Genomic DNA, 16,490 nt, shown 5'->3' on the forward strand with positions numbered 1-16,490 from the left:
AACGGCAGCAGAGCGGGCGGGAATGTGCATAATGCGCCGATCATCTCGGCGCCCGTCCTCGCTCCATGACCATTGCTCCTTCCACCTTACGTCGCCCCCGCTGGCGCAGCCTGCTGCTCCTGGCGCTGCTGCTCGCGCCGCTGTTGTGGCCGGTGCACTACCTGGCCGAGCGCTATTACCGCGGCGTACTGATCGAGCAGAACCGCCAGACTCTCGACCTGTACGTCGCCAACCTGCTGGGCACCCTGCGCCGCTACGAGGTGCTGCCGCAGATTCTCGGTGACCTGCCTGGGGTGCGCGCGGCGCTTCACGAACCGGATGATCCCGCCATCCTCGACGGCGCCAACCGCCTGCTGGCCCGCACACGGGTACAGACCGGTGCCGACGTCATCTACCTGATGAACAGCCGTGGCGTCACCCTGGCCGCCTCCAACTGGGACAAACCCGACAGTTTCGTCGCCGGCAATTTCGCCTTCCGCCCTTATTTTCGCGAAGCCCTGGCCGGGCGCCTGGGGCGTTTCTTCGGCCTCGGCACCACCTCGGGCAAGCGCGGCTACTACTTCGCCTACCCGGTACGCGAAGACGAGCGCAACATCGGCGCGCTGGTGGTCAAGGTCGACCTCGACCACACCGAGACGCTGTGGGGCAACACCCCCGAACAACTGCTGGTGACCGACACCAACGGCGTGGTGATCCTCACCTCGCGCCCCGACTGGCGCTTTCATGCCAGCCGCCCACTGGATCGCGTGGAACAGGCCGCCATCGCCGCCAACCAGCCCTACCCGACCCAGGCGCCACCGGCGCTGGATCTCGACCCGAGCGCCTGGCTGGTGCAAAGCCGGGTGCTGGAGGAAACCGGCTGGACGGTGAACATCCTCGCCCCGCGCATTCTCCTCGACCGCCCGGTGCGCAGCGCCGTGGCGGTGGGCGCCACGGCGCTGCTGGTGCTGTTGCTGCTGCTCGGCCTGCTGATGCAGCGGCGCCGCCACTACCTCGAACGCATCGCCCTCGACAGCCGCGCCAAGGCCGAGCTGGAACAGCGCGTGGCCGAACGCACCCACGACCTCGAGCTGCTCAACAGCCGCCTCAAGCAGGAAGTGCTGGAGCGCGAGCAGGCCCAGCAGGAGCTGGTGCGTGCCCAGGACGAGCTGGTGCAGGCCGGCAAGCTCTCGGCCCTGGGCACCATGAGCGCCAGCATCAGCCACGAGCTCAACCAGCCGCTGGCGGCGATCCGCAGCTATGCGGAGAACGCCACCACCCTGCTCGACCATCAACGCAGCGAGGACGTGCGCGCCAACCTCGGCCTGATCCGCGAGCTGACCGAGCGCATGGCCTCGATCATCGCCCACCTGCGCGCCTTCGCTCGGCGGGACCGCCATGCCCCGGAGCGCGTGGCCCTGCAACCGGCGCTCGATGATGCCCTGGCGCTGCTGGCCAAGCGCCGCCGGGCCATGGACGTGGAACTGATCCGCGACCTGCCGGACGCCACCCTCTGGGTGCAGGCCGGCGAGACGCGCCTGCGCCAGGTGCTCGGTAACCTGCTGGCCAACGCCCTCGACGCCCTCGTCGACAAGGCGCCGCCACGGCGCATCTGGATCAGCGCGCACACCCAGGACGAGCAGCTCGAACTGCTGCTGCGCGACAACGGCCCAGGCTTCTCCGCCGAATCGCTGGCGCGCGCCCGCGAGCCTTTCTTCACCACCAAGACCAGCGCCCAGGGCCTGGGCCTTGGTCTGGCCATCTGCGAAAGCCTGATGCGCGCCCTGGACGGCGAGCTGCTGCTCGACAACCATGCACAAGGCGGCGCGTTGATCACCCTGCGCCTGCGCCTGGCCAGCCCTGGCGTCAACCTGCAACCCCCGGAGGATCCCTCGCCATGACCAGCGATAGCGCCATCGACAGCCGTATCCAGGTTCTGCTGATCGACGACGACGCCCATCTGCGCCAGGCGCTCAGCCAGACCCTCGACCTGGCCGGGCTCAAGGTGCTCAGCCTGGGTGATGCCAAGGGCCTGGCCGAACGCATTCCTGCTGGCTGGCCCGGCGTGGTGGTCAGCGATATCCGCATGCCCGGCATCGATGGCCTGGAACTGCTGCGGCAGTTGCACGAACAGGACGCCGAGCTGCCGGTGCTGCTGATCACAGGCCACGGCGACGTGCCCCTGGCCGTGCAGGCGATGCGCGCCGGCGCCTACGACTTTCTGGAAAAACCCTTCGCCAACGACGCCCTGCTCGACAGCGTGCGCCGCGCCCTCGACCTGCGCCGCCTGGTGCTGGACAACCGCAGCCTGCGCATGGCCCTGACCGACCGCCAGCAACTGGCCGGGCGCCTGGTCGGTCAATCCCCAGCGATGCAGCGCCTGCGCGAACAGATCGGCGCGCTGGCTGGCATCGCCACCGACGTGCTGATCCTCGGCGAAACCGGCGCCGGCAAGGAGGTGGTGGCGCGCGCCCTGCACGACCTGTCCAACCGCCGCGATGGCCCCTTCGTCGCCATCAACGCCGGCGCCCTGGCCGAGTCGGTGGTGGAAAGCGAGCTGTTCGGCCACGAGGCCGGCGCCTTCACCGGTGCGCAGAAACGCCGCATCGGCAAGTTCGAGTTCGCCAACGGCGGCACCCTGTTCCTCGACGAGATCGAGAGCATGAGCCTGGACGTGCAGGTCAAGCTGCTGCGCCTGTTGCAGGAACGGGTGGTCGAGCGCCTCGGCGGCAACCAGTTGATCCCCCTGGATATCCGTGTCATAGCCGCGACCAAGGAAGACCTGCGCCAGGCCGCCGACCAGGGCCGCTTCCGCGCCGACCTCTACTACCGCCTGAACGTCGCGCCGCTGAACATTCCGCCGCTGCGCGAGCGCGGCGAAGATGCCCTGCTGCTGTTCCAGCATTTCAGCGAAAGCGCGGCTGCCCGCCACGGCCTGCCGGTACGCGAGCTGCAACCTGGCCAGCGTGCCCTGCTGCTGCGCCACCCCTGGCCGGGCAACGTGCGCGAGTTGCAGAACGCCGCCGAACGTTTCGCCCTGGGCCTGGAACTGGCCCTGGACAGCAACGCGCCCAACCTGCCGCCGGTTCAAGGTGGCTTGAGCGAACAGGTCGAGGCCTTCGAGCGTGCCCTGATCGCCGGCGAGCTGAGCCGTCCGCACGGTTCATTGCGCAGCCTGGCCGAGGCCCTGGGCATTCCACGCAAGACCCTGCACGACAAACTGCGCAAGCACGGCCTGAACTTTTCCGGTTCTGGCGGAAGCTCGCCAGAGGAATTCGACTGATTGGCGGCAAACCGCCACTTCATTCCCACCCCTCACCGACCGGAACCGGCGCCCGCCAGCCGCAGCGCCCTGCGCGTCTTGGCCGAAGGCGCGCAGGTATGCGCCTTTTAAGGGCCTTTCATGCTTCTGTAGTGACCACGATGGCACTCTGGCACAAGGGTTGCTCTGAGCTAGCCTCAAGCGAACCCACAAGTACAAGTCCAGGCCTCGCTGCCCAATGACGGCGTTTTTCCCTCAGCCGCCTAGACTTGCTCTTGTCCGTTCGTTGCGACGCACCGGCGTCAACGCGATAAACACAACAAGAGGAAGCATCCGCATGTTCAAAACCACTGCCAAGGCGCTGGCTTGCGCCCTGTCCCTGTCCATCGCCGGCATGGCCCAGGCCGCCGATCCGATTGTCATCAAGTTCTCCCACGTCGTTGCCGAGCACACCCCGAAAGGTCAGGGTGCCATGCTGTTCAAGCAACTGGCCGAAGAACGCCTGCCTGGCAAGGTCAAGGTCGAGGTCTACCCGAACTCCTCGCTGTTCGGTGATGGCAAGGAAATGGAAGCACTGCTGCTCGGCGACGTGCAGATCATCGCCCCGTCCCTGGCCAAGTTCGAGCAGTACACCAAGCAACTGCAGGTATTCGACCTGCCGTTCCTGTTCGACGACATGGCAGCGGTCGATCGCTTCCAGAAGGGCCCGGAAGGCCAGAAACTGCTGGGCTCCATGACCGACAAGGGCATCACTGGCCTGGCCTACTGGCACAACGGCCTCAAGCAACTGTCGGCCAACAAGGCCCTGCTCGAGCCCAAGGACGCCCGTGGCCTGAAGTTCCGCGTACAGGCCTCCGCCGTGCTGGAAGAGCAGTTCAAGGCCGTGCGCGCCAACCCGCGCAAGATGAGCTTCGCCGAGGTCTACCAGGGCCTGCAGACTGGCGTGGTCAACGGTGCCGAGAACCCCTACTCGAACATCTACAGCCAGAAGATGCACGAAGTGCAGAAGTACATCACCGAGTCCAACCATGGCCTGCTGGACTACATGCTGATCACCAATACCAAGTTCTGGGACGGTCTGCCGGCTGATGTACGCGACGAGCTGACCAAGATCATCGCCGAGGTCACCGTCGAGGTGAACAAGCAGGCCGAAGCCCTGAACCAAGGCGACAAGCAGCGCATCCTCGACGCTGGCACCACCGAGATCCTGACCCTCACCCCCGAGCAGCGCAACGACTGGCGCCAGGCCATGCAGCCGGTGTGGAAGAAGTTCGAGGGCGAAATCGGTGCCGACCTGATCAAGGCTGCCCAGGCCGCCAACCAGCAATAAGGCCGGAGAGCCGTAGGGTGGGCAGAGCGCTACGGCTCTGACCCACCAAGACGCCCGCGATGGGCGTCGTTCAATGCTGTAATCGGTGGGCCAGCTACCCCGTCCCACCCTACGCCCTTTCCATTCGGGAGAACCAACCATGAACGCCTTGCGGCGCGTCTGGGAGCACTTCGAGGAAGGCTTCATCGCCTTCCTCCTGGCGGCCATGACGCTGATCACTTTCATCTATGTGATCCTCAACAACCTCTACACCGTTTTCTACTGGCTGGGTGACACCTTCGGGGGCAACGAAACCCTGCTGGGTATCGGCGATGCCATCCTCGACCTGGCCCAGGCCATGACCTGGAGCAGCGCCCTGACCAAGGCCCTGTTCGGCTGGCTGATTTTCTTCGGCCTGGCCTATGGCGTGCGCACTGCCGGCCATATCGGCGTCGACGCCCTGGTCAAGCTCGCCCCGCGCGGCATCCAGCGCATCATCGGCGTGATCGCCTGCCTGTGCTGCCTGGGCTATGCCGGCCTGATCGCGGTCGGCAGCTTCGACTGGGTGCGCACCCTGTTCATCGCCGGCATCGGCGCCGAAGACCTCGGCCACTACGGCATCCAGCAATGGCATATCGGCATGATCGTGCCCTTCGGCTACGCCATGGTGTTCATCCGCTTCCTGGAAATCCTCGTGCGCATCCTGCGCAACGAGCAGACCGGCCTCGGCCTGGCTGACGAAGCCGCCGATGCGCTGAAAATCAACGAGCACGAGGAGGCCAAATAATGACCGTTCTGTTCCTCTTCCTGCTGCTGTTCCTGCTGATGTTCATCGGCGTGCCGATCGCCGCCTCGCTCGGTCTGGCCGGCTCGATCACCATCATGCTGTTCAGCCCCGACTCGGTGCGCTCGCTGGCGATCAAGCTGTTCGAGACATCCGAGCACTACACCCTGCTGGCGATTCCGTTCTTCCTGCTGTCCGGCGCTTTCATGACCACCGGTGGCGTGGCCAAGCGCCTGATCGACTTCGCCAACGCCTGCGTCGGCCACATCCGTGGCGGCCTGGCCATCGGCGCGGTGCTGGCGTGCATGCTGTTCGCCGCGCTGTCCGGCTCCTCGCCGGCTACCGTGGCTGCAGTGGGCTCCATCGCCATCGCCGGCATGGTGCGCTCCGGTTACCCGCAGGCGTTCGGCGCCGGCATCGTGTGTAACGCCGGCACCCTGGGCATCCTGATTCCGCCGTCGATCGTGATGGTGGTGTACGCCGCCGCCACCGAGCAGTCGGTGGGCAAGCTGTTCATGGCCGGGGTGATTCCGGGTGTGCTGCTGGGCGTGGTGCTGATGGTGGCGATCTACATCGTCGCGCGCATCAAGAAGCTGCCGGCCCTGCCGCGCGCCAGCTTCCGCGAGTGGCTGCGCGCCGCCCGTGAGGCGATCTGGGGCCTGCTGCTGATGGTGATCATCCTCGGCGGCATCTACACCGGCATGTTCACCCCGACCGAAGCGGCCGCCGTGGCCGCCGTGTACGCCGGCTTCGTCGCCCTGTTCGTGTACAAGGATCTGACCTGGCGCGAGTGCCCGAAGGTGCTGCTGGAGTCCGGCAAGCTGACCATCATGCTGATGTTCATCATCGCCAACGCCATGCTCTTCGCCCACGTACTGACCACCGAGCAGATCCCGCAGCAGATCACCGCCTGGGTGGTGGAGCTGGGCCTGCAGCCCTGGCAGTTCCTGCTGGTGGTGAACATCGTGCTGCTGGTGGCCGGTGCCTTCATGGAGCCGTCGGCGATCATCCTGATCCTGGCGCCGATCCTGTTCCCGATCGCCATGCAACTGGGCATCGATCCGATCCACCTGGGCATCATCATGGTGGTGAACATGGAGATCGGTCTGATCACGCCGCCGGTGGGGCTGAACCTGTTCGTCACCTCGGCGGTGACGGGAATGTCGCTGACGGCGGTGATCCGCGCCGCCATGCCGTGGCTGATGCTGCTGCTCAGCTTCCTGATGATCATTACCTACATCCCGGCCGTGTCCATGGCCCTGCCGAACTGGCTCGGGATGAACTGAGCATCGCTGCTTCGGGTACCACTGGTACCCATTGCGCCCGGCCTCGTGCCGGGCTTTTTTATGGGGTGGGGGGCGGCGGGGAGTAGGCTTGATACTGAGCTGGCAAGTTTGTGTTCTGAGGGTGGGCTTTTTTGGTGTTCTGGACGCCGCTGTTGTGTGTTCAGTGATTCCGGGTTTCGCCCCCTCGGGCGACTCACTTTTCTTTGAACTGCGCAAAGAAAAGTAAGCAAAAGAAACGCACCCCCGCCATCCGGGTCTCGCTGCGCTCGACTTCCCTCACTCCGGCATCGCTCCGGGGTCGGCGTACATGGGCCATCCCTGGCCCATTACGCCTCTCGCGGCATCCATGCCGCTCGCCCCCTGCGCAATGCCTGCGTTCGGCCTCCTGAAGGGGGAGTTAGCGCGCCTGAACGTGCATCGGTTCCGGGCATGCCCGGAGTGTTCTGGTCGCTGTGGAGCCGCGATTTGGCTGTCGAATTAAACCAATACTTTCATTCGCGCAGTTTCATTCGCTTGAATAGCTTGCCGGCTTGCAGCCGGCATTCAGGTCAGCCCTAAGGCTGACCTCATGTGCAACCACTCCGTGCTGCTTCTGGGTTACCTCGGGTTCAGGCGCGTGCAGAGCCCGCCCAGGAGGGTGAGCGGAATCGTCGTGGAAGAGGTTGAGCGACATGGATGTCGCGAGAGCCGCGATGGGCCAGGGATGGCCCACCGCGGCGGGCCTCTGGAGCGGCGATGGAGCGAACGAACCCTGGCGCAGCCAGGGCCGGATGAAAGGGCGGAGGTTTTGGTTACTTTGCCCGCAAAGTGACTCGCCCGGGAGGGCGAAACCAAAAACATCAGCAAAAACGCGGCAATTCGGAACAAGCACCCGAACAACCAACAAGACAACACACAAACTTGCCACTCCGGTATCAAATTCCCCGACCCAACGAAAAACGGGCCCCAAAGGCCCGTTTCTCGCACCACTAAGGATCGATCAGGCCTTTTCCGCCTGCAAGCTAGTGGCCTGGCCCGTGGTTTCGTCCATCGCCTGCTGCAGGGCCTTCTTGCGTTTTTCCTCGGCGCGCTGGGTGAAGAACCAGGCCAGGAAGGTGGCGAAGGACACCGCCAGCAGGATCAGGCTGGCCACGGCGTTGATCTCCGGCTTCACCCCCAGACGCACGGCGGAGAAAATCTCCATCGGCAAGGTGGTGGAACCCGGGCCGGAGACGAAGCTGGCCAGCACCAAATCGTCCAGCGACAGGGCGAAGGACATCATGGCACCAGCGGCCAACGACGGCGCGATCATCGGTACGGTGATCAGGAAGAACACCTTCCACGGCCGCGCCCCAAGGTCCATGGCCGCCTCTTCGATGGACATGTCCAGCTCGCGCAGGCGTGACGACACCACCACCGCCACGTAGGCCGAGCAGAAGGTGGTGTGGGCGATCCAGATGGTGCTCAAGCCACGCTGCGCCGGCCAGCCGAACAGTTGCGCCATCAGCACGAACAGCAGCAGCAAGGACAGACCGGTGATCACTTCCGGCATCACCAGCGGTGCGGTGACCAGGCCACCGAACAGGGTACGCCCCTTGAAGTGGGTGATACGGGTCAGCACGAAAGCCGCCAGAGTGCCGAGAACCACCGCCGAAATGGCGGTGTAGAAGGCGATCTCCAGCGAGCGCATCACCGCGCTCATCAACTGGGTGTTGTCCAGCAGACCAACGTACCACTTGACCGACCAGCCACCCCAGACCGTCACCAGACGCGAGCCGTTGAACGAGTAGATGACCAGAATCACCATGGGCAGGTAGATGAACGCCAGACCCGCCCAGAGCATGACATTGGAGAAACTCAGACGCTTCATGGCCGGCCCTCCAGTTCTTTCGCTCCGCTTATGGTTGGAAAGCCGGTTGAACAGGATGCCGGGCTCATCACGATTGGATAACTCATGGCCGCCCCTCCAGCTCTTTCGCCTGGTTACGGTTGAACAGGATGATGGGCACCATCAGGATCGCCAGCATCACCACTGCCAGCGCCGAGGCTACCGGCCAGTCGCGGTTGTTGAAGAATTCCTGCCACAGCACCTTGCCGATCATCAGGGTCTCCGGGCCACCGAGCAGTTCGGGGATGACAAACTCGCCCACCACCGGAATGAACACCAGCATGGAGCCGGCGATGATGCCGTTCTTCGACAGCGGTACGGTGATGCGCCAGAAGTTGTTGAAGTTGCTCGAGCCCAGGTCGGAGGCAGCCTCCAGCAGGGTCGGGTCGTGCTTCACCAGGTTGGCGTAAAGCGGCAGGATCATGAACGGCAGGTAGGAATAGACCACGCCGATGTAGACCGCGAGGTTGGTGTTGAGGATCTGCAGCGGTTGATCGATCAGACCGATGCTCTGCAACAGGCTGTTGAGCAGGCCGTTGTTGCCGAGAATGCCCATCCAGGCATAGACGCGAATCAGGATCGCGGTCCAGGTCGGCATCATGATCAGCAGCAGGAAGACGGTCTGCTTGTCCTTGGGCGCCCGGGCGATGGCGTAGGCCATGGGATAGCCGATCACCAGGCACAGCAGGGTGCTGAACAGGGCGATACGCAGTGAGCCGAGGTAGGCCGACAAGTACAAGGCATCCTCGGAGAGGAAGATGTAGTTACCCAGGTTGAGCAGGATGGTCAGCTTGTCGTCCGCCCACTCGTAGATTTCCGTGTAGGGCGGAATGGCTACGTCGGCTTCGGCGAAGCTGATCTTCAGCACGATGATGAAGGGCAACAGGAAAAACAGGAACAGCCACAGGAACGGAATGCCGATCACGACATGCCGCCCGCTGGGCAGGTAGCGCGAGAGTTTGGCCAGTTTCATGATTGCAGTACCACGCCGCTGTCGTCTTCCCAGTACACCACCACTGGCTCGTCCCAGGTGGGGCGCTTGCCGCGGCGCTCGGCGTTGGCGATGAAGCATTGCACAATCGGGCCGGTGTCGAGCTTGACGTAGAACACCGAGTGGCCGCCGAGATAGGCGATATCGTGCACGTGACCCCGGCTCCAGTTGTATTCCGGGTGTTCGTGATCGGCCGGCAGCTCGGTGGCCATCAGCAGCTTTTCCGGGCGCAGGGCATAGGTGACCCGCTTCTCTTCGGCACGGGTACTGATGCCGTGGCCGATGTAGATGGGCTTGTCCAGTTGCGGGCAGGCGATGATGGCGTGGTCGGCATCATCGGTGGTGATCTCGCCGTCGAACAGGTTGACGTTACCGATGAACTCGCACACCAGACGGTTGGCCGGGCTTTCGTAGACGTCCACCGGGCTGCCGGTCTGGGCGATCCAGCCCAGGTGCATGATGGCGATACGCTGGGCCATGGTCATGGCCTCTTCCTGATCGTGGGTCACCATCACGCAGGTCACGCCGACGCGTTCGATGATTTCCACCAGCTCGAGCTGCATCTGCGAGCGCAGTTTCTTGTCCAGCGCGCCCATGGGCTCGTCGAGCAGCAGCAGTTTGGGCCTCTTGGCCAACGAACGGGCCAGGGCCACGCGCTGACGCTGCCCGCCGGAGAGCTGATGCGGCTTGCGCTTGGCGTACTGGGTCATGTGCACCAGCTTGAGCATCTCAGCCACGCGCTCTTCGATCTCGGCCTTGGGCAGGCCGTCCTGCTTGAGGCCGAAGGCGATGTTCTGCGCCACGGTCATGTGCGGGAACAGCGCGTAGGACTGGAACATCATGTTGATCGGCCGCTGGTAAGGCGGCATGTCGGTGATGTCCACACCATCGAGGATGATGCGCCCCTCGGTGGGCCGCTCGAAGCCGGCGAGCATGCGCAGCAGCGTGGATTTGCCCGAACCCGAGCCACCGAGCAGGGCGAAGATCTCACCCTTGTTGATGGTCAGGGAGACATCGTCGACTGCCACTGTCTCGTCGAATTTCTTGGTTACCCGATCGATCTTCACCAGCACCTCTTTCGGTGTCTGGCTTCCCTCGAGGGCTTTTTTGTAGGCGCTGGAAGCGACAGCCATTATTGGAAAACTCCCGGAAGATTGTGCCCGGCCCCTGCGGCCAGGCAGGAACTGTTACTGACCCGACTTGACCTTGGTCCAGGTGCGAGTCATCAAACGCTGCACACGCGGCGGCAACTCGGCCGACACGTAGAGTTTGTCCAGCACCGCTTGTGGCGGGTACACGGACGGGTCATTGCGCACGTCCTGATCCATCAGCTCGGCCGCCTTGGTATTGGGGTTGGCGTAACCGACGTAGTCGCTGACCTGGGCGATCACCTTGGGATCGAGCAGGTAATTGATGAAGGCGTGAGCCGGCTCGACGTTCGGTGCGTCGGCCGGGATGGCCAGCATGTCGAACCAGAGGTTGGCGCCTTCCTTGGGAATGGCGTAGCCGATGTCGATGCCCTTGCCGGCCTCTTCAGCCCGGTCGGCGGCCTGCAGCACGTCGCCGGAGAAGCCCGCCGCGACGCAGATGTTGCCGTTGGCCAGATCGCTGATGTACTTGGAGCTGTTGAAGTAGGTGACGTAGGGGCGCACAGCCATGAGCTTGGCTTCGGCCTTGGCGTAATCGTCGGGATTGGTGCTGTTGGGATCCAGGCCGAGGTAATTGAGCATGGCCGGGATCATCTCGTCGGCCGAGTCGAGGAAGGCGACGCCACACTGACTGAGCTTCTTGATGTTCTCCGGCTCGAACAGCACGGCCCAGGAATCGATCTCGTCGACACCCAGCACGGCCTTGACCTTCTCGACGTTGTAGCCGATGCCGTTGGTACCCCATAGGTAAGGCACGGCGTACTGGTTGCCGGGATCGTTCTTCTCCAGTTGCTTGAGCAGCGCCGGGTCGAGGTTGTTCCAGTTCGGCAGCTTGCTACGGTCGAGCTTCTGGAAGGCCCCGGCCTTGATCTGCTTGCCGAGGAAGTGGTTGGACGGCACCACCACGTCATAGCCAGTGTTGCCGGCCAGCAGCTTGCCCTCGAGGGTTTCGTTGGAGTCGAACACGTCGTAGACCGGCTTGATGCCGGTGGCGCTCTCGAACTCGGCCAGCGTCTGCTCGCCGATGTAGTCGCTCCAGTTGTAGATATGCACCGTCTGCTGGGCCAGCACGGCGCCACTCAGGCTGGCGGCAGCCAAGGCGATCAGGGTCTTGGGCAGAGTCACTCGCACAGGTTCATCCTCGCATTGCTGCGCCGCCAAAAAAGCGCGGCACTTTATAGGAAATCGCGTCGTGAAGCAGCGACTACCTGGCGGCGCTGGCCGCCAGGTGTCGCGAGATCCGATCAGCGACCGGATTTGATCTTGGTCCAGCTACGGGTCATGTTGCGCTGCACGGCAGGCGCCAGATCCGGGAAGGTGTAGATCTTCTTCAGCACTGCCGGGCTCGGGTACACACCCGGGTCGTTGCGCAGGGCTTCATCCACCAGCGGCGTGGCAGCGGCGTTACCGTTGGGGAACTGCACGTAGTTGGTGATGCTGGCCATCACTTCCGGCTTCATCAGGTAGTTGAGGAAGACGTGAGCGGCCTCGACGTTCTTGGCATCGGCCGGTACGGCGAGCATGTCAAAGAAGGCGCCGGCGCCCTCTTTCGGGATGTTGTACTTGACCTGCACACCGTTCTTGGCTTCTTCGGCACGCGCCTTGGCCTGGTAGATGTCGCCGGAGTAGCCGATGGCGACGCAGATGTTGCCGTTGGCCAGGTCGGAGATGTACTTGGAGCTGTGGAAGTAGGCCACCGACGGACGAATCTTCATGAACAGCTCTTCGGCCTTCTTCAGCTCACCCTTGTCGCTGCTGTCCGGGGCGTAGCCGAGGTAGTGCAGCGCGGCCGGCAGAATCTCGGTCGGCGAATCGAGGAAGGACACGCCGCAGGATTTCAGCTTTTCCATGTTCTCCGGCTTGAACACCAGATCCCAGGAGTCCACCGGGGCGTTGTCACCCAGCGCAGCCTTGACCTTCTCGACGTTGTAGCCGATGCCGATGGTGCCCCACATGTAGGGGATCGAGTACTGGTTGCCCGGATCGCTCGGCTGCAGCGCCTTGAGCAGATCCTTGTCCAGGTTCGACCAGTTCGGCAGCTTGGACTTGTCCAGCTTCTGGAACACGCCGGCCTTGATCTGCTTGGCCAGGAAGGGGTTGGACGGCACCACGATGTCGTAGCCGGAGCTGCCGGCGAGCAGCTTGGCTTCCAGCACCTCGTTGCTGTCGAAAACGTCGTAGACGACCTTGATGCCGGTTTCCTTCTCGAAGTTGGCCAGGGTGTCTTCGGCGATATAGTCGCTCCAGTTGTAGACATGCAGCACTTTGTCTTCAGCCTGGGCAACGCCTGCCAGGGTCGCGCTCAGGGACAACGCGAGAAGGGTCTTGCCGATTGTTTTCATGCGTACAGCTCCTGTTGTTGTGTCGGTAATCCAGAAGTCGCGCAAGCCGTTGTCATCACACCGGCTCATGCACTCTGGCGCAGTCTGGCAAGGTCATGGCACCGCTGACAACTTTCCGTGACTGCGGACGTTCAGACCGAAAGGTCACGCAAGGTCAGATCCAGGCACTTGCGTGCTTTTTCCACCAGTTCGTCTATCTCTGCCGGGCTGATCACCAAGGGCGGCGCGATGATCATGGTGTCACCCACGGCACGCATGATCAGACCGTTGTCGAAGCAGTGGCCACGGCAGACCATGCCAGCAGCCATTTCATCCGGGTAACGCTTGCGCGCGGCCTTGTCCTGCACCAGTTCGATGGCGCCGAGCATGCCCAGGCCGCGCACTTCCCCCACCAGCGGGTGATCGGCCAGCTCACGCAGACGACGCTGCAAATAGGGTGCCGTTTCTGCCTTGACCCGCTCGACGATGCCTTCCTCCTTGAGAATGCGCAGGTTCTCCAGGCCCACCGCCGCTGCCACCGGGTGGCCGGAGTAGGTGAAGCCGTGGTTGAAGTCGCCGTGCGCCTCGATCACCTCGAACACCTTGTCGCTGACGATCAGCCCGCCCATGGGCACGTAGCCGCTGGTCAGGCCCTTGGCAATGGTCATCAGGTCGGGTTTCAGATCGTAGTACTGGCTGCCGAACCACTCGCCGGTACGACCAAAGCCACAGATCACCTCGTCGGCGACGAAGAGGATGTCGTACTTGCCGAGGATTTCCTTGATACGCGGCCAGTAGGTTTCGGGCGGGATGATCACGCCGCCAGCGCCCTGCACCGGCTCGGCAATAAAGGCCGCCACATTGTCCTCGCCCAGTTCGAGAATCTTCTTCTCCAACTGGTCGGCAGCCCAGATGCCGAATTCCTCGGGCGATTTGTCGCCGCCCTCGCCAAACCAGTAGGGCTGCGGGATATGGGCAATGCCGGGGATCGGCAGGTCGCCCTGCTCGTGCATGAACTTCATGCCACCGAGGCTGGCACCGGCCACGGTGGAGCCGTGGTAACCGTTCTCACGGCCAATGATGATCTTCTTGCTCGGTTGGCCCTTGCACGCCCAGTAGTGACGCACCAGGCGCAGCATGGTGTCGTTGCCTTCCGAGCCCGAGCCAGTAAAAAACACATGGTTCATGCCGGCCGGCGCCAGTTGCGAGATGGCATGCGCCAGCTCCAGCACCGGCGGGTGGGCGGTCTGGAAGAAGGTGTTGTAGAACGGCAACTGGCGCATCTGCCGAGCAGCGGCCTCGACCAGCTCCTCGCGGCCATAGCCGACCGCCACGCACCACAGGCCGGCCATGCCGTCGAGGATCTTGTGGCCCTCGCTGTCCCACAGGTGCACGCCCTTCGCCTCGGTGATGATGCGCGGGCCCTTCTCGGCCAGTTGCCTGTAATCACTGAACGGCGCCAGATGATGGGCCTGGCTCAGGGCCTGCCAATGGGCGGTCTTGGGGTTGTTCGCTTGCTTGTTCATTACCAACACCTTGCTGACACACAGCGCCATCGGCGCTACGCAGAAATTATTGGCAGCGGCCGCGCCAGGCGCGGCCGACGGCCCGTTACACCGACAGCAACAGGAACTCACGCTCCCAGGAGCTGATCACGCGCTTGAAGTTCTCGTGCTCGGCGCGCTTGACCGCGACATAGCCCCGCATGAACTTCTCGCCGAGGTACTTCTCGGCGGTCTTGCACGCCTCCATGCGCTCCAGCGCCGCTTCGATGGTCAGCGGCAAGCGCAGGTTGCGACGCTCGTAGCCGCGACCCTTGACCGGCGCACTGGGGTTTATGCCCTCGACCATGCCGATGTAGCCACACAGCAACGACGCCGCCAGCACCAGATAGGGGTTGGCGTCGGCACCGGCCAGACGGTTCTCCACGCGGCGGTTCTGCGGGCTCGCCTCCGGCACCCGCAGGCCCACGGTGCGGTTCTCTTCGCCCCATTCGACGTTCACCGGCGCCGAGGTATCGGGCAGGAAACGGCGGAACGAGTTGACGTTGGGGGCGAACAGCGGCAGCAGCTCGGGGATGTACTTCTGCAGGCCACCGATGTGGTGCAGGAACAATTGGCTCATGGTGCCGTCCTCATTGGAGAACAGGCTCTTGCCGGTCTTGATGTCCACCACGCTCTGGTGAATGTGCATGGCACTGCCCGGCTCGTCGGTGATCGGCTTGGCCATGAAGGTGGCGGCCACGTCATGCTTGAGCGCCGCCTCGCGCATGGTGCGCTTGAACACGGTGATCTGGTCGGCCAGGTGCAAGGCCTCGCCATGGCGGAAGTTGATCTCCATCTGCGCCGGGCCGTCTTCGTGGATCAGCGTGTCGAGATCCAGGTGCTGCAGTTCGCACCAGTCGTAGACGTCCTCGAACAGCGGGTCGAATTCGTTGGCAGCGTCGATGGAGAATGATTGCCGGCCTACTTCCGGGCGGCCGGAGCGGCCCATCGGTGCCACCAGCGGGAAGTCCGGGTCGCTGTTGCGCTTGGTCAGGTAGAACTCCATCTCCGGCGCGACGATGGGCTTCCAGCCCTTGTCGGCGTACATCTGCAGCACACGCTTGAGGATGTTGCGCGGCGACAGTTCGATAGGGTTGCCCTGCTTGTCGAAGGTGTCGTGGATCACCATGGCGGTGGGCTCGATGGCCCAGGGCACGAGGAACACCGCATCGGAGTCGGGACGGCAGAACATGTCGATGTCCGCCTCGTCCAGCAACTCGTAATAGATGTCGTCTTCGACATAATCGCCGGTCACTGTCTGCAGCAACACACTTTCGGGCAGGCGCATGCCCTTTTCATCGAGGAACTTGTTGGTCGGCGATATCTTGCCGCGGGCAATACCGGTCATGTCACTGATCAGGCATTCGACTTCGGTGATTTTGCGTTCTTTCAGCCAGCTGGTGAGCTGGTCTAGCTTGGTACTCATAGAGACCTCGGGGTTGTAGAACCGGCTTGAGTTATAGCCGCTTCAGCGTTGCTCCGTCCTCCCCCTGCAAACCTCACCAAAGGCCTGGGAGAGCACGACAAACTCAAGATGCTAACTGCTAGCGATGAAAGATAGTGCACTCCGAGCACGACGCTTTTGCTGCAATCACTCCGGCATGCGGCACGGCGACGCGGGCCTGCAAGAGCACTGCACAAGATGCGCCAGCAGCAGAAGCCGGCAGAGGCGAACTCGACGCACTATCTTGAACATCCAGGGAGGAACGGGTGACGCCAGCAGGAGAAAGGGTTACGCAGAAGCCTGATGGCGCATCGACAGGCCATCGGCACAAGATCGCAGCGCGCTCGACTGGTATTCCCCGAGAGACCGAAGCGAAGCCCCTGGAGCGAGCGCTGAAGCCGATGATCGGCAAGCGAGACATGAGACACCCGTGTTATTGCTGTTAGTGGGTTTGATCGGAGCTTAGCCTTGTTCATTTTTTTACACAATAGGTCTGTAAAAAATCGAACACACCCCATTGAGCACCGCGAGCGGCTAAGGCTGGAGCCCACCTGC

The 16,490-nt window shown here is 63.2% G+C and carries 12 protein-coding genes; 5 read left to right on the plus strand and 7 right to left on the minus strand.

The features are described 5' to 3' along the window. Positions 1-65 precede the first annotated feature (65 nt). The 5 genes from OU800_RS22395 (at position 66) to dctM (ending at position 6,620) form a co-directional block, all read left to right on the plus strand. A complete protein-coding gene (locus OU800_RS22395; RefSeq protein ID WP_268179565.1) occupies positions 66-1,880 on the plus strand; it encodes a sensor histidine kinase in 1,815 nt (604 codons plus the stop codon). Further along, positions 1,877-3,262: a sigma-54-dependent transcriptional regulator gene (locus OU800_RS22400; RefSeq protein WP_268179566.1), complete on the plus strand. Its 1,386-nt coding sequence runs from the start codon at positions 1,877-1,879 to the stop codon at positions 3,260-3,262. Before OU800_RS22395 ends, OU800_RS22400 begins: the two co-directional genes overlap by 4 nt. Before the next feature lie 316 nt (positions 3,263-3,578). Continuing rightward, entirely contained in the window at positions 3,579-4,571 is a 993-nt protein-coding gene (gene dctP, locus OU800_RS22405; RefSeq protein ID WP_268179568.1) for a C4-dicarboxylate TRAP substrate-binding protein DctP, read from the plus strand. 139 nt (positions 4,572-4,710) lie between these two features. Continuing rightward, the gene (locus tag OU800_RS22410; protein ID WP_268179570.1) at positions 4,711-5,337 is read left to right on the plus strand and encodes a TRAP transporter small permease; all 627 of its coding nucleotides are present in this window, start codon (positions 4,711-4,713) and stop codon (positions 5,335-5,337) included. Beyond that, the gene (gene dctM / locus OU800_RS22415; protein ID WP_268179572.1) at positions 5,337-6,620 is read left to right on the plus strand and encodes a C4-dicarboxylate TRAP transporter large permease protein DctM; all 1,284 of its coding nucleotides are present in this window, start codon (positions 5,337-5,339) and stop codon (positions 6,618-6,620) included. The genes OU800_RS22410 and dctM overlap by 1 nt, the downstream gene beginning before the upstream one ends. Positions 6,621-7,599: 979 nt before the next feature. On the opposite strand, the gene OU800_RS22420 is transcribed toward dctM, so the two are convergent. From OU800_RS22420 to OU800_RS22450, 7 genes are all read right to left on the minus strand, one after another. Beyond that, on the minus strand, positions 7,600-8,469 hold the full coding sequence (locus tag OU800_RS22420; protein ID WP_268179574.1) for an ABC transporter permease subunit: 870 nt from the start codon (positions 8,467-8,469) through the stop codon (positions 7,600-7,602). Between the two features lie 82 nt (positions 8,470-8,551). Then, a complete protein-coding gene (locus OU800_RS22425; RefSeq protein WP_268184408.1) occupies positions 8,552-9,433 on the minus strand; it encodes an ABC transporter permease subunit in 882 nt (293 codons plus the stop codon). Between the two features lie 23 nt (positions 9,434-9,456). Beyond that, positions 9,457-10,611 carry a polyamine ABC transporter ATP-binding protein gene (potA, locus tag OU800_RS22430; protein ID WP_268179575.1) on the minus strand — a complete coding sequence of 385 codons (1,155 nt, stop codon included), beginning with the start codon at positions 10,609-10,611 and terminating at the stop codon, positions 9,457-9,459. A 54-nt stretch (positions 10,612-10,665) separates the two neighbouring features. Beyond that, positions 10,666-11,757, minus strand: coding sequence for a polyamine ABC transporter substrate-binding protein (locus tag OU800_RS22435; protein WP_268179577.1), 1,092 nt, complete (start codon positions 11,755-11,757; stop codon positions 10,666-10,668). A gap of 113 nt (positions 11,758-11,870) precedes the next feature. After that, positions 11,871-12,968 (minus strand): polyamine ABC transporter substrate-binding protein, encoded by a 1,098-nt coding sequence (locus OU800_RS22440; protein WP_268179578.1) that lies wholly within the window; start codon positions 12,966-12,968, stop codon positions 11,871-11,873. A gap of 131 nt (positions 12,969-13,099) precedes the next feature. Next, positions 13,100-14,473 (minus strand): aspartate aminotransferase family protein, encoded by a 1,374-nt coding sequence (locus OU800_RS22445; RefSeq protein ID WP_268179580.1) that lies wholly within the window; start codon positions 14,471-14,473, stop codon positions 13,100-13,102. Between the two features lie 85 nt (positions 14,474-14,558). Further along, entirely contained in the window at positions 14,559-15,917 is a 1,359-nt protein-coding gene (locus OU800_RS22450; RefSeq protein WP_268179581.1) for a glutamine synthetase family protein, read from the minus strand. Positions 15,918-16,490 lie beyond the last annotated feature (573 nt).

This window comes from Pseudomonas sp. GOM7 (assembly GCF_026723825.1).
Lineage (GTDB): Bacteria > Pseudomonadota > Gammaproteobacteria > Pseudomonadales > Pseudomonadaceae > Aquipseudomonas.

Coding starts and splice junctions, on each gene's coding strand:
- OU800_RS22395 (WP_268179565.1), top strand. CDS start 66: ATGACCATTGCTCCTTCCACCTTACGTCGCCCCCGCTGGCGCAGCCTG.
- OU800_RS22400 (WP_268179566.1), top strand. CDS start 1,877: ATGACCAGCGATAGCGCCATCGACAGCCGTATCCAGGTTCTGCTGATC.
- dctP (WP_268179568.1), top strand. CDS start 3,579: ATGTTCAAAACCACTGCCAAGGCGCTGGCTTGCGCCCTGTCCCTGTCC.
- OU800_RS22410 (WP_268179570.1), top strand. CDS start 4,711: ATGAACGCCTTGCGGCGCGTCTGGGAGCACTTCGAGGAAGGCTTCATC.
- dctM (WP_268179572.1), top strand. CDS start 5,337: ATGACCGTTCTGTTCCTCTTCCTGCTGCTGTTCCTGCTGATGTTCATC.
- OU800_RS22420 (WP_268179574.1), bottom strand. CDS start 8,469: ATGAAGCGTCTGAGTTTCTCCAATGTCATGCTCTGGGCGGGTCTGGCG.
- potA (WP_268179575.1), bottom strand. CDS start 10,611: ATGGCTGTCGCTTCCAGCGCCTACAAAAAAGCCCTCGAGGGAAGCCAG.
- OU800_RS22440 (WP_268179578.1), bottom strand. CDS start 12,968: ATGAAAACAATCGGCAAGACCCTTCTCGCGTTGTCCCTGAGCGCGACC.
- OU800_RS22445 (WP_268179580.1), bottom strand. CDS start 14,473: ATGAACAAGCAAGCGAACAACCCCAAGACCGCCCATTGGCAGGCCCTG.
- OU800_RS22450 (WP_268179581.1), bottom strand. CDS start 15,917: ATGAGTACCAAGCTAGACCAGCTCACCAGCTGGCTGAAAGAACGCAAA.